Origin of the sequence: Bartonella sp. B10834G3 (assembly GCF_016102505.1) — a bacterium.
In the GTDB taxonomy this organism is placed as follows: domain Bacteria; phylum Pseudomonadota; class Alphaproteobacteria; order Rhizobiales; family Rhizobiaceae; genus Bartonella; species Bartonella choladocola.
In genome coordinates this window covers 152,917-173,387 of record NZ_JACFOM010000004.1, presented here as the reverse complement: position 1 = coordinate 173,387, position 20,471 = coordinate 152,917, and the positions used below count along the sequence as shown (strand labels likewise).

The 20,471-nt window shown below is 45.5% G+C and carries 16 protein-coding genes and 1 pseudogene; 6 read left to right on the top strand and 11 right to left on the bottom strand.

Annotation, left to right across the window (positions count from 1 at the left end; all coding sequences use genetic code 11):
* The first annotated feature begins 112 nt into the window (after nt 1–112).
* Nucleotides 113–1,402, top strand: coding sequence for an acyl-CoA thioester hydrolase/BAAT C-terminal domain-containing protein (locus H3S94_RS10985; RefSeq protein WP_198241084.1), 1,290 nt, complete (start codon nt 113–115; stop codon nt 1,400–1,402).
* A gap of 622 nt (nt 1,403–2,024) precedes the next feature.
* Here H3S94_RS10985 and H3S94_RS11960 read toward each other — a convergent pair.
* Nucleotides 2,025–2,390, bottom strand: a pseudogene (locus tag H3S94_RS11960) (HPP family protein).
* A 349-nt stretch (nt 2,391–2,739) separates the two neighbouring features.
* Here H3S94_RS11960 and H3S94_RS10970 point away from each other — a divergent pair.
* From H3S94_RS10970 to H3S94_RS10960, 3 genes are all read left to right on the top strand, one after another.
* Complete coding sequence (locus H3S94_RS10970; protein WP_198241082.1) at nt 2,740–3,366, top strand: TetR/AcrR family transcriptional regulator; 627 nt, start codon at nt 2,740–2,742, stop codon at nt 3,364–3,366.
* Nucleotides 3,366–4,043: a glutathione S-transferase family protein gene (locus tag H3S94_RS10965; RefSeq protein ID WP_198241081.1), complete on the top strand. Its 678-nt coding sequence runs from the start codon at nt 3,366–3,368 to the stop codon at nt 4,041–4,043. Before H3S94_RS10970 ends, H3S94_RS10965 begins: the two co-directional genes overlap by 1 nt.
* 350 nt (nt 4,044–4,393) lie before the next feature.
* Entirely contained in the window at nt 4,394–4,906 is a 513-nt protein-coding gene (locus tag H3S94_RS10960) for a ClbS/DfsB family four-helix bundle protein (RefSeq protein ID WP_198241080.1), read from the top strand.
* A 150-nt stretch (nt 4,907–5,056) separates the two neighbouring features.
* Here the strand turns inward: H3S94_RS10960 and cydX are convergent, their stop codons facing one another.
* Genes cydX through cydD form a run of 5 tightly spaced genes read right to left on the bottom strand, consistent with a single transcriptional unit; the run spans nt 5,057 to nt 11,377 of the window.
* A complete protein-coding gene (gene cydX, locus H3S94_RS10955) occupies nt 5,057–5,182 on the bottom strand; it encodes a cytochrome bd-I oxidase subunit CydX (protein ID WP_198241105.1) in 126 nt (41 codons plus the stop codon).
* A gap of 24 nt (nt 5,183–5,206) precedes the next feature.
* A complete protein-coding gene (gene cydB, locus H3S94_RS10950; protein WP_198241079.1) occupies nt 5,207–6,358 on the bottom strand; it encodes a cytochrome d ubiquinol oxidase subunit II in 1,152 nt (383 codons plus the stop codon).
* A gap of 11 nt (nt 6,359–6,369) precedes the next feature.
* Nucleotides 6,370–7,944, bottom strand: a complete 1,575-nt coding sequence (locus H3S94_RS10945) for a cytochrome ubiquinol oxidase subunit I (RefSeq protein WP_198241078.1) — start codon at nt 7,942–7,944, stop codon at nt 6,370–6,372.
* 11 nt (nt 7,945–7,955) lie between these two features.
* On the bottom strand, nt 7,956–9,665 hold the full coding sequence (locus tag H3S94_RS10940; RefSeq protein ID WP_198241076.1) for an amino acid ABC transporter ATP-binding/permease protein: 1,710 nt from the start codon (nt 9,663–9,665) through the stop codon (nt 7,956–7,958).
* On the bottom strand, nt 9,662–11,377 hold the full coding sequence (gene cydD, locus H3S94_RS10935; protein WP_198241075.1) for a thiol reductant ABC exporter subunit CydD: 1,716 nt from the start codon (nt 11,375–11,377) through the stop codon (nt 9,662–9,664). Before cydD ends, H3S94_RS10940 begins: the two co-directional genes overlap by 4 nt.
* Nucleotides 11,378–11,620: 243 nt before the next feature.
* Here cydD and H3S94_RS10930 point away from each other — a divergent pair, with 243 nt between their 5' ends.
* Nucleotides 11,621–12,490, top strand: coding sequence for a LysR family transcriptional regulator (locus tag H3S94_RS10930; protein WP_198241073.1), 870 nt, complete (start codon nt 11,621–11,623; stop codon nt 12,488–12,490).
* A gap of 1,244 nt (nt 12,491–13,734) precedes the next feature.
* Here the strand turns inward: H3S94_RS10930 and H3S94_RS10925 are convergent.
* Entirely contained in the window at nt 13,735–14,928 is a 1,194-nt protein-coding gene (locus tag H3S94_RS10925; protein ID WP_198241071.1) for an MFS transporter, read from the bottom strand.
* A gap of 105 nt (nt 14,929–15,033) precedes the next feature.
* Here H3S94_RS10925 and H3S94_RS10920 point away from each other — a divergent pair, with 105 nt between their 5' ends.
* Nucleotides 15,034–15,423 carry a helix-turn-helix domain-containing protein gene (locus H3S94_RS10920; RefSeq protein WP_198241070.1) on the top strand — a complete coding sequence of 130 codons (390 nt, stop codon included), beginning with the start codon at nt 15,034–15,036 and terminating at the stop codon, nt 15,421–15,423.
* 347 nt (nt 15,424–15,770) lie between these two features.
* On the opposite strand, the gene H3S94_RS10915 is transcribed toward H3S94_RS10920, so the two are convergent.
* From H3S94_RS10915 to H3S94_RS10900, 4 genes are read right to left on the bottom strand one after another with little or no spacing between them, the layout of a single operon-like run.
* Nucleotides 15,771–16,517 carry an ABC transporter permease gene (locus H3S94_RS10915; protein WP_198241068.1) on the bottom strand — a complete coding sequence of 249 codons (747 nt, stop codon included), beginning with the start codon at nt 16,515–16,517 and terminating at the stop codon, nt 15,771–15,773.
* 15 nt (nt 16,518–16,532) lie between these two features.
* Complete coding sequence (locus H3S94_RS10910; RefSeq protein ID WP_077993638.1) at nt 16,533–17,720, bottom strand: ABC transporter substrate-binding protein; 1,188 nt, start codon at nt 17,718–17,720, stop codon at nt 16,533–16,535.
* The gene (locus H3S94_RS10905; protein ID WP_198241067.1) at nt 17,717–18,502 is read right to left on the bottom strand and encodes an ABC transporter ATP-binding protein; all 786 of its coding nucleotides are present in this window, start codon (nt 18,500–18,502) and stop codon (nt 17,717–17,719) included. Before H3S94_RS10905 ends, H3S94_RS10910 begins: the two co-directional genes overlap by 4 nt.
* Before the next feature lie 25 nt (nt 18,503–18,527).
* Nucleotides 18,528–19,586, bottom strand: a complete 1,059-nt coding sequence (locus H3S94_RS10900; protein ID WP_198241066.1) for an acyl-CoA dehydrogenase family protein — start codon at nt 19,584–19,586, stop codon at nt 18,528–18,530.
* Nucleotides 19,587–20,471 lie beyond the last annotated feature (885 nt).

Below are 20,471 nucleotides of genomic sequence, written 5' to 3'. Positions count from 1 at the left end.
TGGATAATAATATACGTTACAACGAACATAAATAAATGATAAAATTGTTATAAATTTGAATAATAATTATAAATATAACAAAAATTTATCAAAAATATGTAGGCTCGAACTCATGACAACCCAATTGAAACTGACAATCACACCCAAAAGCGCATTGATCGACGAAAGCCGACATATTCTGGTTGAGGGAGCCAAACCTTCTTCGGTTGTCGAGATCAATAGTCGAACCATGCGCAGGGAAAATTGTTGGCGTAGTCGGGCACTTTTTATTGCCGCACCGGATGGAACAGTCGATACTTCGCGCGATGCGCCATTCGACGGTGATTACACCGGAGTGAAGCCGATGGGGCTTATATGGTCACAACGGCCTGAAAATAAAAATGTAACCGAAATTTTCCCGCCGGATGTTCGTGATGAGCTCGTCACCCATATCGAGGTCAAGAATAAAAATGATGTCGTTTCGGATGTGATGATTCAATATTTATGCAAACCGGATATTCGTATTGAACGGATTCATAAAAATGGTTTGGTTGGAACGTTATGTCTTCCCGCCGGAGAGGGGCCGTTTCCTTCCATTTTAATTCTGAATGGTTCCGGTGGTGGTATAAATGAACCGAGGGCGGCAATTTGGGCTTCCCATGGTTATGCAGCATTTGCATTGGGGTATTTCAAGGTAGAGGGATTATCGAATTATATTTCAAATACGCCGCTCGAATATTTCAAAAAAGGTCTGGATTTTTTACATCAGGAGGTTCGTCCTCGCGATGATTTTGTGGCAATTGCCGGTCAATCGCGCGGCGGTGAATTGGCTTTGTTAATCGCCAGCCTTTATCCCGAAGACATTTCCGCTGTCATTGCCTACCTTCCCGGCAGTGTGGTTCACAGTGGTCAAAATGCATCCGATCCGGCAGTTGGCCGAAACGGTCCGGCATGGTTGAAAGACGGCAAACCCTTAACGCATTTGATTGATGGTAACCGGACAGCAACATGGGAACCGTTTGACAATGGCCCTGAGCCGCACCGCCATGAATTGGCATTGCGCACGGCTTTGGCAGATGACGAGGCAGTGGAACGCGCACGCATAAAGGTAGAAAATATTAAAAGTCCGATCATTTTGCTATCGGCTACAGATGATGGTTCGTGGCCTTCAAGTTTCTATTGTTCAATGGTTGTAAACCGACTTGCAGCATCAAACTACCCTTATAATGTCGAATGGTATGACTATTCGGGTGCGGGACATGCAATCGTCTTTCCATATGTTCCGACCACTGCCATCAGTTATAGCCATCCGGTTTCCAAAAAGGTGAGTACCGGCGGTGGAACGCCGGAACGCAATGCATTTGCCAATGAGGATTCATGGAATAAAGTATTGTCTTTTGCAGAAAGTGCTTCAAAAGGGTAAAAAATAAAGAGAGGAGGAAGGGGGGGCGGTAGAAAGCGTTTTGCAAAATGTCTCGATGCATAGATTTTTATTAAGTGACGACTGACAGGCGCTAAACTCCAAATCTTCAAGCATTGTAGCCTCTTCCTGCCTTGGCTTGATGATACGATCACTGGCTACAATCAACAGTTGACGTATCATTCCTTTCACTTTGCTAAGTATATGACTTAATGGCTGCTTCAGTCATTGTTACTTTGCTTGTCGGGATAACGTGTTGTAACTGCAAGCCGCGGCTGGAAGCTGCGTTACGAATAAATGAAGCCGCGTTAGGAATAAATAATGTGGCCTTTGAATATCCGTCCTTAAGTTGCCTGAAAGGACTTTGTTGGTCTGAAAAAGCCGATTTTCCATCTCTTCCGACGTATTTGTTTCTTCAGTTATCAAATGTCTGGTCTGAACGCGGCGGTATTTGGAACTCGTTCAAACGCATGGTAATAGCCACTACTATTGCGAATATTGACCACAATAAGTTTGATGTTTTTTCGCAATAGGACGTGCGTAATATCTGCAATCTTTCCTGCAATCGGGTTCTTGCGCTGGTTGCTTAATTTATTTGAAGTTTGCAACGAGAGATAAGGCGCAATTACCACCAATATTTTGGCCAGTTTTTACCCGCGCCGATGTTGTTCACAACGAATGCAATAGCAACAAGAATGACAGAGCCAAGGAAAACAGGTGCGAATAGAAATGACCAACCGGGACAACTCGCCAAAAACACGACTATTGGATCCGCGCCGGCGGGAGCATGAATGGTTCTGGTGAACTACATGAGACCTATAGCCAAACCGACAGCAAGACCCGTTTCCCAAACCCCGTGACCGATCAGGTGGAAAACAGCCAAGCCTACGAATGTCGAAAGAAGATGACCGCCTATCACGCTTCCAGGCTGCGCCAGCGGAGATTCGGGCAATGCGTAGAGCAATACGCATGTGGCGCCAAAGGGAGCCATGATGAGCGGAACATGATAATGCCCGGACATAAATGCCAAAATTGATATGCTGACCATGCCACCGGCAAATCCTGTCAGAATTTGCAATGACGAAGGTCTGGCCGGTGCTTTCGAGGTAAGGAAAAACGTCATTCGGCTTTTGGGGGCATCGGTAAGATCACTCATTTAGCTATTTCTCCGGTAAGGGGTTGAATTTTGTATAAGAATGAGATTAATGTTAAGACTTAACAGACCTGTCTGTTATTTTTGAAACTTAACAGACCTGTAAGTAAATTATCAATATGCTGCAATCATAGATGTTGCGTGTAAATGGAAATATTTTTCTAAAAAAATGGCTTAAGGTAGAATAATGACACTAACTAAAGAAATGCCATCAAAAAAAGAGGCAGGGCAACGGGTAAGTAAAAGACAGGTTTTATTGGAAACCGCCTTGCGACTGTTCAATGAACATGGTTACGCCAATGTTGGTGTGGACCGGATAGTAGGGGAAGCAAAGATTGCAAAGCCGACATTATACGCCCAGTTCGGAACAAAAAATGGTCTCATAGAGGAAGCTTTAAAGCTCCGAGATGATAATTTTATGGACAGCCTACAAACTTATGTTGACCAAGCGCCTGACGGAGCTGTTTCAAAAGTTACCGCTATTCTGGAGTGGCATAAAAAGTGGTTTACCGAACCCGATTTTTTTGGCTGTATGTTTATAAAAGCTTCGGAAGAGTTCGGAAAAACGAATGAACAGATTTCCGCGATCGTAAAAAAACATAAGGATTCTATTTATAACCTGATTCATCAGGTGATAGAGCATGATTGCAAGGAAAAAACAGATCAAGTCGCTTCAGTAATCATGATTATACTGGAAGGATTGATTGTTAATTATAATATTTACGGTGATTTAAAGCCGTATGAAGTAGCAACCACAACTGTAAAAGAATTGCTGAACTCAATAAGTCATCGACTGAACAAGGATGAAAGATAATGTATACGCTTCACATTGCAAATAAGAACTATTCGTCGTGGTCCTTAAGACCGTGGGTTCTTCTAAAGACACTGCAAATACCATTTAAAGAAAGCCAACATTTTCTTTCAGGGGACACCACCTATCGCAATTTCAAAACCTTTTCTCCATCAGGTAGAGTGCCGGTTCTCTATGATAACGATACCATCATTTGGGATAGTCTTGCGATAGTCGAATATCTTTTTGAAAAACATGACAGTGTTTGGCCAATGGATCGTCGTGCAAGAGCTTGGGCCCGAAGCGCAGCAGCAGAAATGCATTCTTCTTTCGAGGCGTTGAGAACACAATGCCAGATGAACTGCTCCGTCGAAGTGAAATTGAATGAAATACCCGAAAACCTCAAGAAGGACATTGACCGTATCGACGAGTTGTTTGAAAGTGGGCTGGATCAATTCGGTGGGCCTTATCTTTCGGGGCACGAATTTACTGCTGTTGATGCATTTTTCTGTCCCGTTGCATTTAGAGTTCGGGCATATAACTTACCTTTAAATACAAGATCCCGAAACTATCTGGATAAATTATTACAATTGCCTGCCATGGAGGAGTGGTTTGATTCAGCGATTAAAGAACCCCGATATGATGTCTACGAGCAGGCAACCAAACAATACGGCTCCATCATAAAAGACATGCGTATTTAACTCTTCATTTGACAGGCTGTGTTCCATATATTTTCGCTATAAACCGGCTTTTACTGTAAAAAGCTTCAAACTACATTCTTTATTTCTTAAGAATTCGATATTTGAAGTGCAATTGACAATCATTGCGTTTCCTCTTGGCCGGACTGAGGGAGAAAAAAATCATTGTGAAATTTTTTAATTATCAGTCAGCTTCAATCCGATGTCGGTTTGTGGCGAGGAACTTTGCAAGTTTAGACATGAACGGGTTTTATTATCGATTGTTCATACAAATCTCGAACAAGAATCCGAGCGGCTCTATTCTTGCATTGAAAAACTGTTACGCTATTTCGTAAGCGTCAGGCGAGGGAAAAATGTCTATACCGCAAAATAAAGATGAATTGCTGAATGCAATCGAAACGACTTTTTCCAAACTTGCTGAAGATTTGCGTAAAGTACCGGCAGATGTTTCCGGCTTGCCGTTGATGGAGGGGCATTCAAAAGGCGAGCTTATGACTGTTTCAAATCTCGTTGCCTATCTTTTGGGGTGGAATAGGCTTGTCCTTAAATGGTTGAAAAGGGATGAAAAGGGCGAACCCGTCGATTTTCCTGAAACCGGCTTCAAGTGGAATGAACTTGGTGAACTCGCCAAAAAATTTTATTCCGATTATCAGAATGTTCCTTTTGCTGATCTTGTTGATCGGCTTTGTCAGGCAAAAGACCAAATTGTTGTCGAAATTTCCAAACGGAATAACAAAGAGCTTTACGAAAAAGAGTGGTGCGGAAAATGGACAATGGGGAGGATGATCCAATTGAACACCTCTTCTCCTTATTCCAATGCGAGAAACCGCCTGCGGAAATGGTTGAAAAATCTGGCTGCTCAATAGCGATGATTTCAGAGTGCATAAATTGGAAGGCGAATAGACCGGTAGTCGGGCTTTTTAAAACGGCGATCAGGGAAGAAAATTCTGTGAGAAAAATAAAATGCCGCGGAGAGCAAAGAGCTTTCCGCGGCAATGATTTTAGAGTTTAACAGGCTATTCGGATTTATTGTCGCCTTTATTTTGTTTGGCGCTGTCGTCCGTCAATTCATACCACATCGCATTCAATATTGCGAAAGCGGCAGCAAGCGGAAGGCCGAGAGCCCATGAAAAATACCACATGGAATTTCCTTTCAAGAGTAGCAATCAATAGGATTGCTTGTTTCCTTCGATTGTTTTGACGCTGACTTTTCCCCAAAGGATTTTGTAAACCCAGCTTGTGTAGGCCAAGATTGTCGGAACAAAAATGATCGCGACAATCAGCATGACAAAGAGGGTGAAATGGCTCGAGGAAGAATCCCATACCGTAAGGCTCATCACCGGATCAATCGTTGAAGGCAGGATGAACGGGAACATTGCAATGCCAACGCTTGCAATAATGCCGGCAATGCCAAGTCCGTTTGCGATAATGGCAAGAACCGGTTTTCTCATGGACAAGCATGCTACTGCCAATAGCGGTGCAACAAGTCCGATAATCGGAACAAGCCACAAGATCGGTGTTTGATGGTAATTGTCAAGCCAACCGGAAGCGTTGGTTGCAACCTGTTTCATCAACGGGTTTGAAGGGCCATTGGCAACCACACCACCGTTAATATGATAGCCGGTTGTTGCAAGGTTCAACAAAAGCCCGCACAAACCATAAAGAATGGTTGTGAGTACACCGGTAATCATGCCGATTTTGCGTACACGGCTGAAAATCGGATCGTCTGTTTTGACTGCAAGCCAGCTTGCCCCGTGGGTGAGCAGCATGACAATCGAGAGAACCCCGCAAAGGATTGCAAACGGGTTCAACAGTCCGAAGAACGAGCCGCGATAGAAAACCTGCATATCGGGTTTAATCTCGAAGGGAACACCTTGAAGCACATTGCCCATTGCAACACCGAAGATCAGGCTTGGCACAAAGCCACCGACGAAAAGCAGCCAGTCCCAGGTTGACCGCCAGGTTTTGCTTTCGCGTTTGCTGCGGTATTTGAAGCCGACAGGGCGCAGAATAATGCCAACGAGCACAAGGAACATGGCAATATAAAAGCCCGAAAACGAAACGGCGTAAAGTTGTGGCCAAGCGGCAAAAATTGCACCGCCTGCCAAAATCAACCATACCTGATTGCCTTCCCAAACCGGTCCGACTGTGTTGATGACGATGCGTCGTTCAAGATCGGTCTTGCCCACAAAGGGAAGCAACATACCGGTTCCCAGATCGAAACCGTCCATGACTGCAAAGCCGACAAGCACAATGCCAAGCAGCAGCCACCATATGATACGTAACACGTCATATGAAATCAAATCGTGCAAAATCATGATTTTATCCTTTAAGATAATGCTGTGGCAGAGGCGTTGTTTTGAACCTCGCTGTGCTCGTTAAGAACGTCCGGACCTTTTCTGATATATTTCAGCATCAAGCGGACTTCGACGACAAGAAGCGCAGTATAGAGGGCAACAAAGCCGCAAATTGTCAGGAACACTGTCGTAACGCCGAGGTTTGAAACGGCAACGGCGGTCGGAAGAATTCCTTCGATAATCCAGGGCTGACGTCCGATTTCGGCAACAACCCATCCACATTCGACAGAAATCCACGGAAGTGCGATGGCGCAAACAGCAAGTTTAAGCAACCAGCGCCTGTTTTCCAAACGATGACGTGCCGACAGATAGAAGAATGTCGCCATAATCAGGATAAGGGCAAAACCACAGGCAACCATGATACGGAAAGCCCAGAAGATAACCGGAACTTCCGGAACAAGATCCCATGCCGCTTTGCTGATCTGTTCGTCTGTTGCTGTACGCGGATCATCGACATAGCGTTTCAACAAAAGCGCATAACCGAGTGAACGACCGTTATTTTCAAACTGGTCGATTGTTTCTTGCGGAACGGCTGCGCCTTTTGCCTGCTGGATTTTTTCCAGTGCATCATAAGCAAGGATACCTTGTCTGATTTCTTTTTCCGATTGTGCAACAAGATCCTTGATGCCCGGAATCTGTTCGTCAAACGAACGTGTGCCGATAATGCCCATTACCCACGGAATGTGGATAGCAAAATGGGTTTCGCGGTTTTTGACATCGGGAAGACCGAACAATGTGAAAGAAGCCGGAGCTTTTTCAGTATCCCACATGGCTTCGATAGCAGCGAGTTTCATTTTCTGGTGTTCGCCGGAAAGATAGCCGCTTTCATCTCCGAGAACTACAACGGAAAGTGAAGCAGCAAGACCGAATGATGCCGCAACTGTCATCGAGCGTTTGGCAATTTCTTTATAGCGACCTCTCAACAGGTACCAGGCTGAAACGCCAAGAACGAAAGCAGCGGCGGTTGTATAACCGGCTGAAACTGTGTGAACGAATTTCGCTTGCGCAACAGGGTTCAAAACAACCGAGGCGAAGTCGCCCATTTCCATACGCATGGTTTGCGGGTTGAAGGTGGAGGCAACCGGATTTTGCATCCAGCCATTGGCAACCAGAATCCACAAAGCCGAGAAGTTGGAGCCGAAGGCCACGCACCATGTGGCAATCAGGTGTTTAACCTTTGACATGCGGTCCCATCCGAAGAAGAACAGGCCGACAAAGGTTGCTTCCAGAAAGAAAGCCATCAAAGCTTCAATAGCCAAAGGTGCGCCGAAAATATCGCCGACATAATGGCTATAATAGCTCCAGTTCATGCCGAACTGGAATTCCATAACCACGCCGGTTGCGACCCCCAGCGCAAAATTTATACCAAACAGCAGTCCCCAAAACTTGGTCATATCCCGCCAGATCGTTCGACCTGTCATGACATAGACGCTTTCCATAATGGCAAGCAGGATTGATAATCCTAGTGTGAGTGGGACAAACAGAAAATGGTAAAGCGCAGTCGCGGCGAATTGGAACCGTGATAGGCTGACAATGTCAATATCCATAATTCAAGTCCTTACATTGAGTGTTTGTCATAATTGTCCTCGCGTAAACTTTCTAAAACGCGTTGATAGTTTTCGTTCGACCGCTCATAGTCGCCGGTGATGCGGGTGTGATCGAGTGTGATGATGCGGTCGCAACAGGTTGCTTCCCGTTTCAGGTGGGTGACAAGGAGCCAGCTTTTTTCACGCCCATAGTGCTTCATGCGCTCAAGAATATCGCGGGCGGTTCCGCCATCTATATTCTCTGTCGGCTCATCAAGTAGCCACAGGTCGCGTTTCTGCAGGAAAAGGCGTGCCAATGCGAAGCGTCGAGCCTGACCGGTTGAAAGACCGGTCTGGTTTTCACCGACGCTGCTATAAAGGCCGTCTTTGAGATTATCGAGATAGTCGTGTAGCCCCGCGCGCTCCATGGCCTCGACCATGTCTTCGTCAGAGGCGGTCACATTGGCAAGTTTCAGGTTCTCATGCAGAGTGTCTCTAAATATATAGGTATTTTGTTCCAATAATGCTGCTTTTATCGCTGCAATTTTTCCCTCGACAATCATATCTTTTGTCATGAAGAGCGAAATAAGCGAACTTTTGCCAGCACCATTGGGGCCAACAAAGGCTATTTTTTCTCCAGCGCTGACCGTGAAATGAATATCGTTCAAAACTGCCGGTAATTGTGGCTCGTAACTTGCCCGCTTGATGTCGGCCACAGCTACATAACTACATGGCGGTAACTCTTCGCGGGGTTTGGCGGGGTTGGTATTTCCACTTTCGACAAAGGGCGAAAGTCTGCGCAACGCCAATATATAGCGGCCAATCTCACTACACCCCTGATAAAGCGGTTTGACAAGGTCATAAAGTGTCAGTGCGGCCAATATAGAAAGTACAGCAAGCGGCAGGCTGATCGAACCATAGCGATAGAGGAGAACGCTTGTGAGAATAAGCCCGACAAAAATGAGCTTGTCGACAAAAGCACTGATTGCTTCAAGGGCGAGTTGCCGTCTTTTCAACGAAACATCACTTGTTGCAAGGCTGTCTTCCGTGTTCATGACATGATTGGTGAAAGATTGCTGGCAGCCATTCATAACAAGGTCGGTCTGGCCGGAAAGAAGTGCGATCACACGTGTGCGCAGGCTTTCACGGCGTATTGCAAGAGAGGCTGAACGCTTTTCGTCAAGTTTTATGGAAAGGCAGGAAAAAACAATGACAGTGGCAAAAATAACAAGTCCGAAGCCAAGCCCCAAGCCCAAATGAACGGAAGAAAGCACGACTATAATTGTAAAAATTGCAACCAGTGCAACAATGGAAGGGACGATAAGTTTCAGATAAATAAGCTCGTAACTATCAATATCGCCAGTTAGACGGTGCAACAGCCGTGCCGGACGCATGGCAAGATCACGCAAGGATTTTCTTTGGGCAATTGTTTTGAAGAGTTGCAGCCGCAAGCCTCTACTTTGCATGAATGTCGCATCATGATTGACGAGCCGTTCTGCGTAGCGTGCACCGGTTCTCAAAAGCGCGAAAAACCGTATCGCAGCCGAGGGCATAAAAACATCGAAAACACGTGTTGCCGCAATCGTTAAGCCGGCTATTCCGGTTGCTGTAATAAACCAGCCGGATAAGCAAAGAAGACCGATTGTCGAAAGTGCTGTGAGAATGGCAAAGAGAAGCCCCCACAGCATTTTTTTGCGGATAATTTTGTCGCGAGGCGCAATGAGAGCGAGAATGGTTTTCATCTTTCGCTCTCCCTGCAATTCACTTCCGGCGAAAGTTCGATCACCCTGTCCATACGCTTGAAAAGTTCCGGATCGTGGGTTGCAACAAGAAGGCTATTTCCTCCGGAAATTTTTATGAGTGCATCTATAACAATCTTTGCACTTTCAGGGTCGAGATGGGCAGTCGGTTCGTCAATGAGAAGGATATTGCGGCCTTTTTCCAGTGCCAGCCGCACTAAAGAAAGGCGGGCGGCTTCCCCACCCGAAACGCCGGTTCCACCTTCACCAAGGCGCTGGTATTTGCGCTCATTGGCGAAATCGTGCAAATTGGCAAGATCAAGATAATCGTCAATATTATCGAATTTTCTGTTGAACGTTATATTGGATAAAATTGACTGGTCGAACCAATAGGGTTTTGCTCCCATCCAGCCGATTTTGGCTCGGATTTCATCTATATTTGTGCCATTGACGGTCAAGCCGTTGACTTTGATTACCCCCTTGTCGGTCTGAATGAGACCGGCAATGAGCGCAAGCAAAACCGATTTTCCCGCACCACTTTTTCCTGTGAGTGCAACTTTTTCTTGCCTGCCGATTTTGAGCGAAAAGTTTTTGAAAACCGGTTTTTCGGGAATAAAGCCGAATGAGATATTATCAATTTCGATTGCAATGCCACTTTTCGGGGAAGCTATTTCTTTTGGCTTGCTGTCATATGATGGCTGAACAACAGGTGATTGTTGAACATTTTGTAATTGCTCAACATTAGAAGATTGATGAACAATCGTCTCTCCCTTGCCAACAAGTTTTGTGAAATTTTCCATGGCCGCTTTACCTGCAACACGGTCGTGCCAGACACTTGCAAGTTCGCGCAAGGGTTCAAAAAAACTCGGAGCAAGCAAAAGAATGAAGAGGCCTTCGGCAAGGCTGAGCTTGTTTCCCCAAAAGCCGATGGTAATGACACCTAAAAGATGAAAACCGATATAAACGGCCATCAAAGCGACACCGAGAGCCGAAAAAAGTTCCAGCACTGCCGACGACAAAAAAGCAATGCGTAACACCTTCATTGTGCGTGTGATGAGGTCGTCGGATTGGCGGGCAAGGCGTTTCGCACTCCAGAAAGTGGCATCAAGAATGCGCAATGTCTTTATGCCGCGCAAACGATCAAGCAGATAGCCGTTCATCTCGCCCATTTCCTGCCATTGCTCTTTTGCCGCTTTTTGAGCTTTGGCGCCGATAATGGCCCAAAAGAGCGGGATGATCGGTGCGGTTATAAAAAGCAGCAAACAGGCAAGCCATGAAAACGGCAATACCAGACAAAGGATGACAAGCGGAACAACAGCAGCGCGCACCATCAGGGGGCGGTATTTCGCATTCCATGAAACGAGTGTCTCTCCCTGATCGACAAGAATATTGGCTGCCTCGCCGCCCGGCATACGTTTTTTACTTAGAGGAGAAAGAAAATTGAGGTGGGTCAAGCCGCGTTTGCGCCACCCATTCAGGTTCTCGCGGGAATTTTTGAAGAGGTCAAGTTCGCTATAATAGCCGAGACAAGCTTTGATTGCTGCAAGTACAATAATAGCGCAACCGGCAATGATGATGGTTGATAACGCCCCGTCTGCTTTGGCAACAATCAGGCTTAATAAAGCAGCTTCGGCAATCCAGAAGAGTGGCAAAAGACTGAATATGATTTGCGGCAGGGTAAGCCTTGGCTGGAGACCGGCTCTTTCATTTTCCATATCAATTTGACCCGCTTTCACAGTCAAAACATATAAGATCGTTGCGGCAGATTGCCGCAAACACTTACGTCCTCACTTCTTTGTATTTCAGGATTAGGCGTTATCGAATGAATGATAATTATATAGGTATGAGCTCTTGAGCTTTTTATACAAGAGCGGAACGCGTTTTAAAAATTGTATTTGCAAATGTGATTTATTTCTTTAAGCTATAAATCATAAGAGGGAACACTTGGGGAACGACTGATGAATCTGGCACAATTGAATTATGTTCTCGCTGTGGCACAGACAGGCAATTTTACTGTGGCGGCAAAAAACTGCCATGTGACGCAGCCAACCTTGTCAAACAGCATTGCCCAGCTTGAAGACGAGTTTCAGGCACGCATTTTCTCGCGCACGACGCGCCGTGTCGGCCTTACGGCTTTCGGGCAACATATTATGCCCTATATCGAAAAGCTGATCGAGGCTAATTTCAATCTCGTCGACGAAAGCAAAAAATTCAACAATCAGGAAACAAATGTTATCAGAATTGGCAAATCGCCTTTGATGAGCTGCCAATATCTTTCAGCCGTTATGAATGATTTTCGCTCTCGAAATCCGGACAGCGAAATTGTGTTATGCGAACGCAATAGCGGCGATCTCATCGACTTGCTGGAGCAAGGCGAAGTCGATTTTGTCTTTGATGTTGCGCCGGAAAAAAAGCCGACAAGAGCAAGCGAGTTTCTTTATGAAGAGCCGCTTTATTTCATACCGAGCACGGCAAAGCCGATCAGAAATGTCAATGTGGTGCATTTTTCCGATATTGCCGATGAAGTTTTTGTCATGGTCGACGACGAATCCGGTTTGACCAAGTTTATCAGGGAAATGTTCGGGCACCACAATCATGTTCTGAAAGAATATACCGGTAAAACAGTTTCCTATCGTGAACTGGAAAACTGGGCACATTGCGGGCTGGGCGCAGCACTCCTGCCAAAATCGGCAATCACTATGACATCCGGCCAACGTTATATTTTGTGCGATCAGGATGAGCGCCCGATACAAATCCGCTATGAAGCAACGTGGAGGAAAAATATTCCGGTTGCGAGCGGAAAATTGAAAAATTTCCTAAAACAGTAACTAAAACAGGAATTTTGAACAATCAACGAAACTTCTAGCTCTATTTTAGAGGAATATTTTTCCAAAATATCATTGTGATGCGAATCATATCGCTTGCTAACGCTATATAGAGAAAATTTTACCTGAACAGCGATCAGGGAAACCGACATGCTCAGAGCTATCCAATTATCCAAGTTTAAATGAAAGTGGAATTTTCAAGGTTGAAAACCTTGATCGGACAATGTGATTTTCGGGTAAGAAATATCGGTCGATTTCTGTGTTCATCGAAACTGCTTGAAGGTTAATTGACTTTGATGCTCATCGTCTAAGCTGTTTGAATGTGGGGCTGTTTCTAAACTGCTTGAAGGCTAACTGAAGCGTATACTGCTTGAACCTTAATTAACGCCTGCGCCGCTTGAATGTGGATAGACTTTGACACAGATTGACTTCGATAGAAGGAGACATGAACATCGACCGGCTTGAAAACTTGCCAGTTTGGACGTTTGAAGATTTACATCGTTCGTCTTGAAAGTCGGGCGTTTTGAAACGTCAGTGATTTATATCAGTCGGTTTGAAAGTTTGTTACTGTGAAACCTTAACGATTTACATCAGTCGACTTGAAAGCCTGTCAATGCCGACACTCAAAACTTACACCGGTCGCCTCGAACGCGGGTGATTTGAATATTCAGTGATTTATACCGGTCGATTTGAGCACTGCTTTAATCTAAATATTCAAGGCTTATACCCGACGACTTGTTGACGGTCGGCGCTAATTTCCGGTCGGTTTAAACCACAGGCATTTTATCATTCGTAACGCTTCCGCATCGCAGGGGGAGGGCAGTTTAAAAACCGGAAGCATGAGATATTTAATATTGAAGCGCGACATATTTAATATTTTTGATTGCTGCGGAGTGGGAAAGTTTGAGATTTTCTTGGACTTCCGGAAGAGATGCTAAATCTGTTCCGGCGATAGAAAAAATCATCCGGCTTTGAAATGTTCGTGTCCGGTTATTTTAACGACACTGATTATAAAATTGCTGGAATTGCCAAAGGCTTTCGCCGTCATTTTTCAAACTTTTGAAGATGGCGATAAATGATAATCTTTCACAAGATGCTGCATGTCATTTTGTTTGGTCTTGCCTTATAGCTCTGGCCTTGTGGTTAGGTCATGCATTATATTTTTCCCCTCCCGAAGGAGGGAAAAAGTGGGGGACTGAAATGCCCCGCCGAGTGAGAGGGCTTGATTGCCCCTTACAGTCAATTCTTTATTTGTAGCTTAACGGGCAACAGTCCTTTAATTCCTGCTTTGCCTGACGTTTTGCAAAAAGGCTTGAGAGAACAGCGAGGAAAAGTGCTGCAAATGAAAGGCCGGCACCTGCCCAGTTCGGCGAGGCATAGCCGAAGCCAAGGGCGATCACCAAACCACCGAGCCATGAACCCAGCGCATTACCGAGGTTGAAAAAGCCGATATTGACTGCCGAAGCAAGATTGGCACCGCCAGCAGCTTTTGCTCTATCCATAACAAGGCGCTGGATTGGCGAGACGCTCGCAAAACCGAAAGCAGCCATGAAAAATATAGAAAATACATCGGCAATTTTGTTGCCAATTGTAAAGTAGAAAAACAGCATCACAACGGCTTGAGCGAAGAGCGTAATATAAAGAACCGGCATTAATGCACGGTCGGCAAATTTGCCACCCAAATAATTGCCGACAAACAGGCCTCCGCCAAAAATGAACAGAAGAAATGTAACACCCTGATCGGAAAAATGACCAAGCTCTTTGGCCATCGGGGCAATATAGGTAATCGAGGTGAAAAATGCTGCGGGGCCTAAAATAGTAATGCCCATGGCAAGAAGAACATGAACATCGCCAAAAACAAAAAGTTCATTTTTCAACGATTGTTCATGATGTTGTGGCTGTTTTGGAACCAGTCTCGACGTTGCAACAAAAGCAAGCACACCGATAAGCGTAATGAGATAAAAAGTGGTGCGCCATGACGTTACATGGCTGAACCATGTACCGGCAGGAACGCCAATGAAATTGGCTGCTGTCATGCCGCTGAACATGAAGGCGATTGCGCTGGTTCGCTTTTCTTGAGGGACAAGGTCGGCGGCAAGCACAGAAGCAATACCGATGAAAACCCCGTGGCAAAGCGAATTGATAACCCGTCCGAAAATGGCGGTGGTGAAATTGGGTGCAAGCGCCGTCAGAAAATTTCCGACGATGAAAAATGTCAATGCAATAAGCAGCAGTTTTTTCTTTTCGACATTGCTTCCCAATATGATGATAATCGGTGTTCCGAAAAATACACCCAATGCATAAAAGGTTGCCATGAAACCGGCAGCCGAAACCGAAATATGAAAATCTGCCTGAATGGCAGGTAAAAGGCCGGAAATAATATATTCTGTTGTGCCGATACCGAAAGCGGCGATTGCAAAAGCCCATAAAGCAGCTGGCATAATGATATTCCCTGATTTGTTCGATATAGTAAAACAGCTAGGTGAGTAGTGAAAAATATGCTAGAAGGTACTTGTTAGGGACATAGATACCAAAAGGTGACTATTATGCCAAAAAACACCAATGAAAACCTTGTCTTTGTCGAAACCTGTCCGGCACGAAGAATTATGGAATTATTTTCGGTCAAGTGGAAAAGTATGCTTTTGCACGCATTGTTCCATTGGCCGAATGGAAAATGTCGCACTGGTGAACTGCAACGCGCTTTACCCGGAATTTCCAAAAAAATGATGATCCAGACATTGCGTGATCTTGAACAAGGGGGGCTCGTTCGCCGCCATGTTTATACGGTTGTTCCCCCAAAAGTTGAATATTCGCTCACCCCGCTTGGAAAAAGATTTTGCGAGCCGGTTGAAATGCTGTTTGATTGGGGAAAAAGCAACTGCGACGCATTGGAAAAATTTGAAAAAAACCAGCAGAAGAACGCAAAACAGGAATAGAACTCCGTTCATCAATGGGTGACAAAACCAAAGTGAAAACACCCGCGCAAAGAGCTGGCAAAACAATGGCTATTTTTTTTGCTTACCTTTGCGGAAAACATCGGGCGAGTAAGGGAAACGCAAAAAAATTTGTCTTTGTATTCTTGTCTTTTCTGTTTGCCACAGTCAGGCTTTTCAAGGAACAAAATTGTTAGCAATGCTCATGTGGTGGATATTATTGCGGCTATTCATCCCCACATATGTTTTATCCGGTTTTTTAAAACACTCATGTAAAGGAGGGGGATTTTCATTCCCGTCCTTTTAAAATCCGGTTCAAGTCTTCTTTATCAACCGGGTAGCGGTTAACATCAGCCAAGGCGGCGGGCAGCCGCACGAACCGCGCTATCAAGCAAATAGCCGATCAATCCGATAAGCAGGATGGTTGACATCAGCTCAGGATAAGCAAGCCGGTCGCGTGTATCGAGAATGAAATAGCCAAGGCCTGCCGAGACACCCAACATTTCACAAGGCACAATGATAATCCATGCAATGCCGATAGCCAAGCGGATCCCCGTCATCATATGGCTCAGAATCCCCGGAAAAACCACATAGAGCAATGTTTCACTTTGTGTTGCAGCAAGGCTTTTTGCAACCAGCAGAAAATGCCGGTCAAGTTGTTTGACACCTGCTGCCGTGTTGAACATAATCGGCCAGACGGTGGCAAAAGTGAGAAGAAAATAGATCGGCTTGTCGCCAATGCCGAAAACCATGACGGCAATCGGCATCCATGACAAAGGCGAAATCATGCGCAGAAACTGGAATGCCGGACCGGTCGCTCTTTCCACCCACGGCTTGGCGCCGATCAAAAGCCCGACAGGCACACCGATGATGAGCGCAAAAACCAAACCGACAATAATGCGTTTAAGGCTGATGAGAGCGTGAAGAAATAAGTCCGAGCCGGTTAACAAGTGCCAGAAAGTTGGCAATGTTGCCTCAACCGAAAAGCGACTTGCAAAGCTGTTTTTGGCACTCAAAACATCTGTTCCAAGCCACCAAAGGAAAAGAAGTACAACAAGTCCCGACAAACCGGACAAATGGCGAAGGCAGCTTTTCATCACGCTTTCTCCCCGTTAAACTTCAATCTCTTCATTGCGCACGAAACTGTCTTTCATGCCGAAAGCGGGAAGTCCGCCAACTTCGCTTAATGCGTGTTTGACAAATTGGTCATCAACAAGGTCTTTTGCCGCAAAAGCCGGATCAAGTGTTTCAAGAAACGCGTTATCACCCTCAATCAAAGTGTCTTTCAGCCGTCTTACCAGTTCTTCCGTGTAGCTCGGATAAGGATAGGGTTGAAAATCTATGCGCTTTTCAAGCCAGTCTGGGTGAATGATTGCACCCGATTTTTCATAAAACCGGTTATCTTCTTCGCTTGAAACAAGAACACGTTTAAGAACATCGGAACCGAAAGGCATATATTTGTTCGGATTTTCTTTGGAAAGAAGAAGCGCTGTTTCCTCGCGGTTCTTTGCTGTCCACAATTGCGCTTTGACCATGGCGGATACAACTTTTTGCGACCATTCGGGGCGCTCTTTCAGGTCGTTTTCCTGCATACATACAAGACAGCAGGCATGGTCACGCCAGACATCGGCTGTAAATCTTGCAAGTTTTGAAACTTTGGCCGCTTCACCCGCCGCATTGAAGGGTTCAGCAACGATAAAGCCCGAAACCTGACCATTGGCAACCGCCGGTATCATATCCGATGGTGCCATTATCACCATATTGACTTCATTTTTTTCAATTGTGCCGCTTTTTCTCGAAACAGGTGTCAAGCCGTTTTTGCGCAAGATCATTTGTAAAACGACTGTGTGGATTGAATACCAGAATGGTATAGCAACGTTTTTGCCACCAAGATCGGAAATGGAATTGATGTCATTGGCGACAGAAAAACCTGAGCCACTCATATGGTTCCAGGCAACGACTTTAAGCGGCGCTTTGCTTGAATAGCGTGCCCAGATGGCGATTGGTGAAAGAACATGCATCACATTGATCTGGCCGGCAAAAAAAGCTTCTACAATTTGTGACCAGCTACGGAAGAGAACCGGTTTTTCAGCTTTCAAACCTTCGCTTTCAAAAAAACCTTTACCATGAGCCACAAGCAGCGCTGTTGCATCGGTGATTGGCAAGTAGCCGACTTTTACCGGCTCATCCTTTTCTTGTGATTTTGCTCTTCCAATATTTAAAAATGGCAAAGCGCCACTTGCCGTCAATAAAGCCGATAGCCGCAAAATGTCGCGGCGGGAAAAATATTCATCTTTCATATTTCATCTCTTTTTTTAAGTCCTGCATCTCTTAAAGCTGCAAGAATTTCGATACGGATTTTGCCGAGTTCTTCGACAAAGTTATTGCGCGGTTTGGGGAAATTGATTGTCCATGTGCCGATGATGTTTGCCGGTTTTCCGCCAAGCAGAATAACCCGTTCGCTAACAAGCAATGCTTCGTCAATATCGTGCGTGACAAGAAGCGTTGAGGCGGAGAATTCTTTCACCAGTTTAATCAGCAGATTTTGCATATCCTGCCGTGTCAATTCATCAAGTGCGCCAAACGGTTCGTCGAGAAATAGCACTTCCGGATTTCTTGCAAAACAACGCGCCAATCCTGCCCGCTGTGCCATGCCGCCGGAAAGCTCGGAAGGGCGTAGTTTGCGCGCATAATCAAGCCCCACTTCGTGGATCGCTTTATTTACCCGATTTTGCCGTTCGCTTTTTTCAAGCTTTTCACGGTTTTTGAAATCAAGGCCAAAGGCCACATTTTTTTCCAATGTCAGCCACGGCAATAAACCCGGATTTTGAAAGGCCACCGCAATATTCGGATCAACACGGGTAAGTTCTTTACCGTGAACAAAAATATGGCCGCCATTCGGCTTTTGCAGGCCGGAAAGCACACGTAAAAGGCTCGATTTTCCGACACCGCTTGGCCCCAGAATGGAAACTGTTTCATTTCTTCCGATTGCAAGGTTGAAATTTTCAAGAATAGGGGGCGCATCGTCGCGATACCGCAAAACGATGTTTTTTGCTTCAAGAAGGGGAGCTTTTTCTGTCATGAATTAGAATGCATAAAAGGGTTAATCACGCCAAGGCTTTTTTAAGCTGCGTGACACTGGGGGTAATAATGGGAACAAAACTTGCTTCGCGCAAACGACGGGGAAATCCTTCGGCAGTATTCATGAGATAGGCGCCGCCACCACGGGTTTCCAATTCAAGCAGAACCGCTTTCCAGAGCCAGTCTGTCAAACTGATGCGGAGCTTGAATAGATCTTCGGGAGCACTAACAAAATGGTTGTTGTTTACACCTTTGATAAGTGCGTCGCGCAGGCTTGAAAGCTCTTTTTCTGTCTCGTCTATCTCGCCTTTGAGCGACGTTCTTCGGGCATTGAAATGCTTTTTGGCTTCGTCAATAAAGCGCGCTGCCAATCCTGAAAACAGACCGCATTGAAGCGCGATAAAAGCCGGACGCAGTGTTTTTAGCCATTCGGCAATATTGTCATGCAAAATCCTGTCAGCCGTCAAAGCGACTTTATCCATAATGATCGCTTTTGTACCGCTTGAACGCAAAGCCAATAAATCGAGCGATTGGACCTTTACCCCCTTGTCGCTGTTTTCAAGGCTGAAAACAACAGCGCGCCCGTTATCAAGTTCGGCGGCACAGGCTGCAAAAAAGCCTTGGCAGTCGATATTTGTAATCCACGGCATTTTGCCGGTGAGGTGATAAATGCCATTCTCGAACGAAGCAAAATTTTCCATTTTTTCCAAGCCGGAAAGATGCTTCATCAAATTGGAAAGACCGGCAGAACCGGCCATTTTACCTGATGTCAAAAGCGGCAATTGGCGGTGTTTGAGTGCTTCATTCGGGCTTTGCAAAACGCATTCGATATAAGCGCGGTGCGCCCATAAGACGAAGGCAGCCGTGAACGAGGAATAGGCAATGTTGGAAATCGTCAAAATAGCGTCAACAATGGTTTTGCCATCGCCACCGAATTTTTCCGGTACGCCAACACCTGTCAAATTTTCTTCTGCCAAGTGCTTCAATATAATTTTCGAGGATTGAAACGTGGTGTCCCATTCCTCTGCATGGGTTTCAGCCCATGGATAGAGCTTCGTAAACCCCTTCGGATCAGACGATAACACTTTCAAAATAGCCTATTGATGAGGGGGGAGGTAAAAGACAAGTAGCGCTTTTTCTCGCCGCTTTTTGAAGAAAGGCGCGATTGAAAAACGTTGAATTGTAAAGGAAGAGACATTTTAATTCCCCGCAAACTTGCTATGGACGCCGTTAATATTTCTTTTTTTTCAGAAATGTTCAACCTCTAATTTTTTTCATTAAGAAAATCCGCATGAATTTTTTAAAAATTTTAAATGAAAAAAGCCGTTTTAAAATCGGAGACGAGGCGAAAAATCACATTCCTCTTGCGCAAAGGAGGCAAGTTTGCGCCGCACAAAGCCTGAATTATTCTGTTGTTGAACAATTTACGATTAGCAATACGGTTTTTTAAAAAAAATAGTTTTTTAAATTTCCGGTAAAAACCGGAAGCGACATAATTTTTGATGAAAAGAGGGAAACCGGCAAATCGCCATTCATTTTCCAAACGGCAAATTACTGCAATTACGTTTTGGATAAAGCAAAAAACAGGCAATGATTATCATAAAAAACAAGAACTGCTAGAAGGGGATTGCAAGAAGAGGACTGCGAGAAGGGGACAGCGAGAGGGAGACAGCGAGGTGGAGATAGCGAAGTGGGGACAGCGAGAGGGAGACAGCGAGGTGGAGACAGCAAGGTGGGGATTGCGAGATTGGGACAGCGAAGTGGAGACAGCGAGATGGGGACAGCGAGGTGGAGATAGCGAGGTGGAGACAGCAAGATGGGGATTGCGAGATTGGGACAGCGAAGTGGAGACAGCGAAGTGGAGACAGCGAGAGGGAGACAGCGAGAGGGAGACAGCGAGGTGGGGACAGTGAGAGGGAGACAGCGAGGTGGAGACAGCGAAGTGGAGACAGCAAGATGGGGATTGCGAG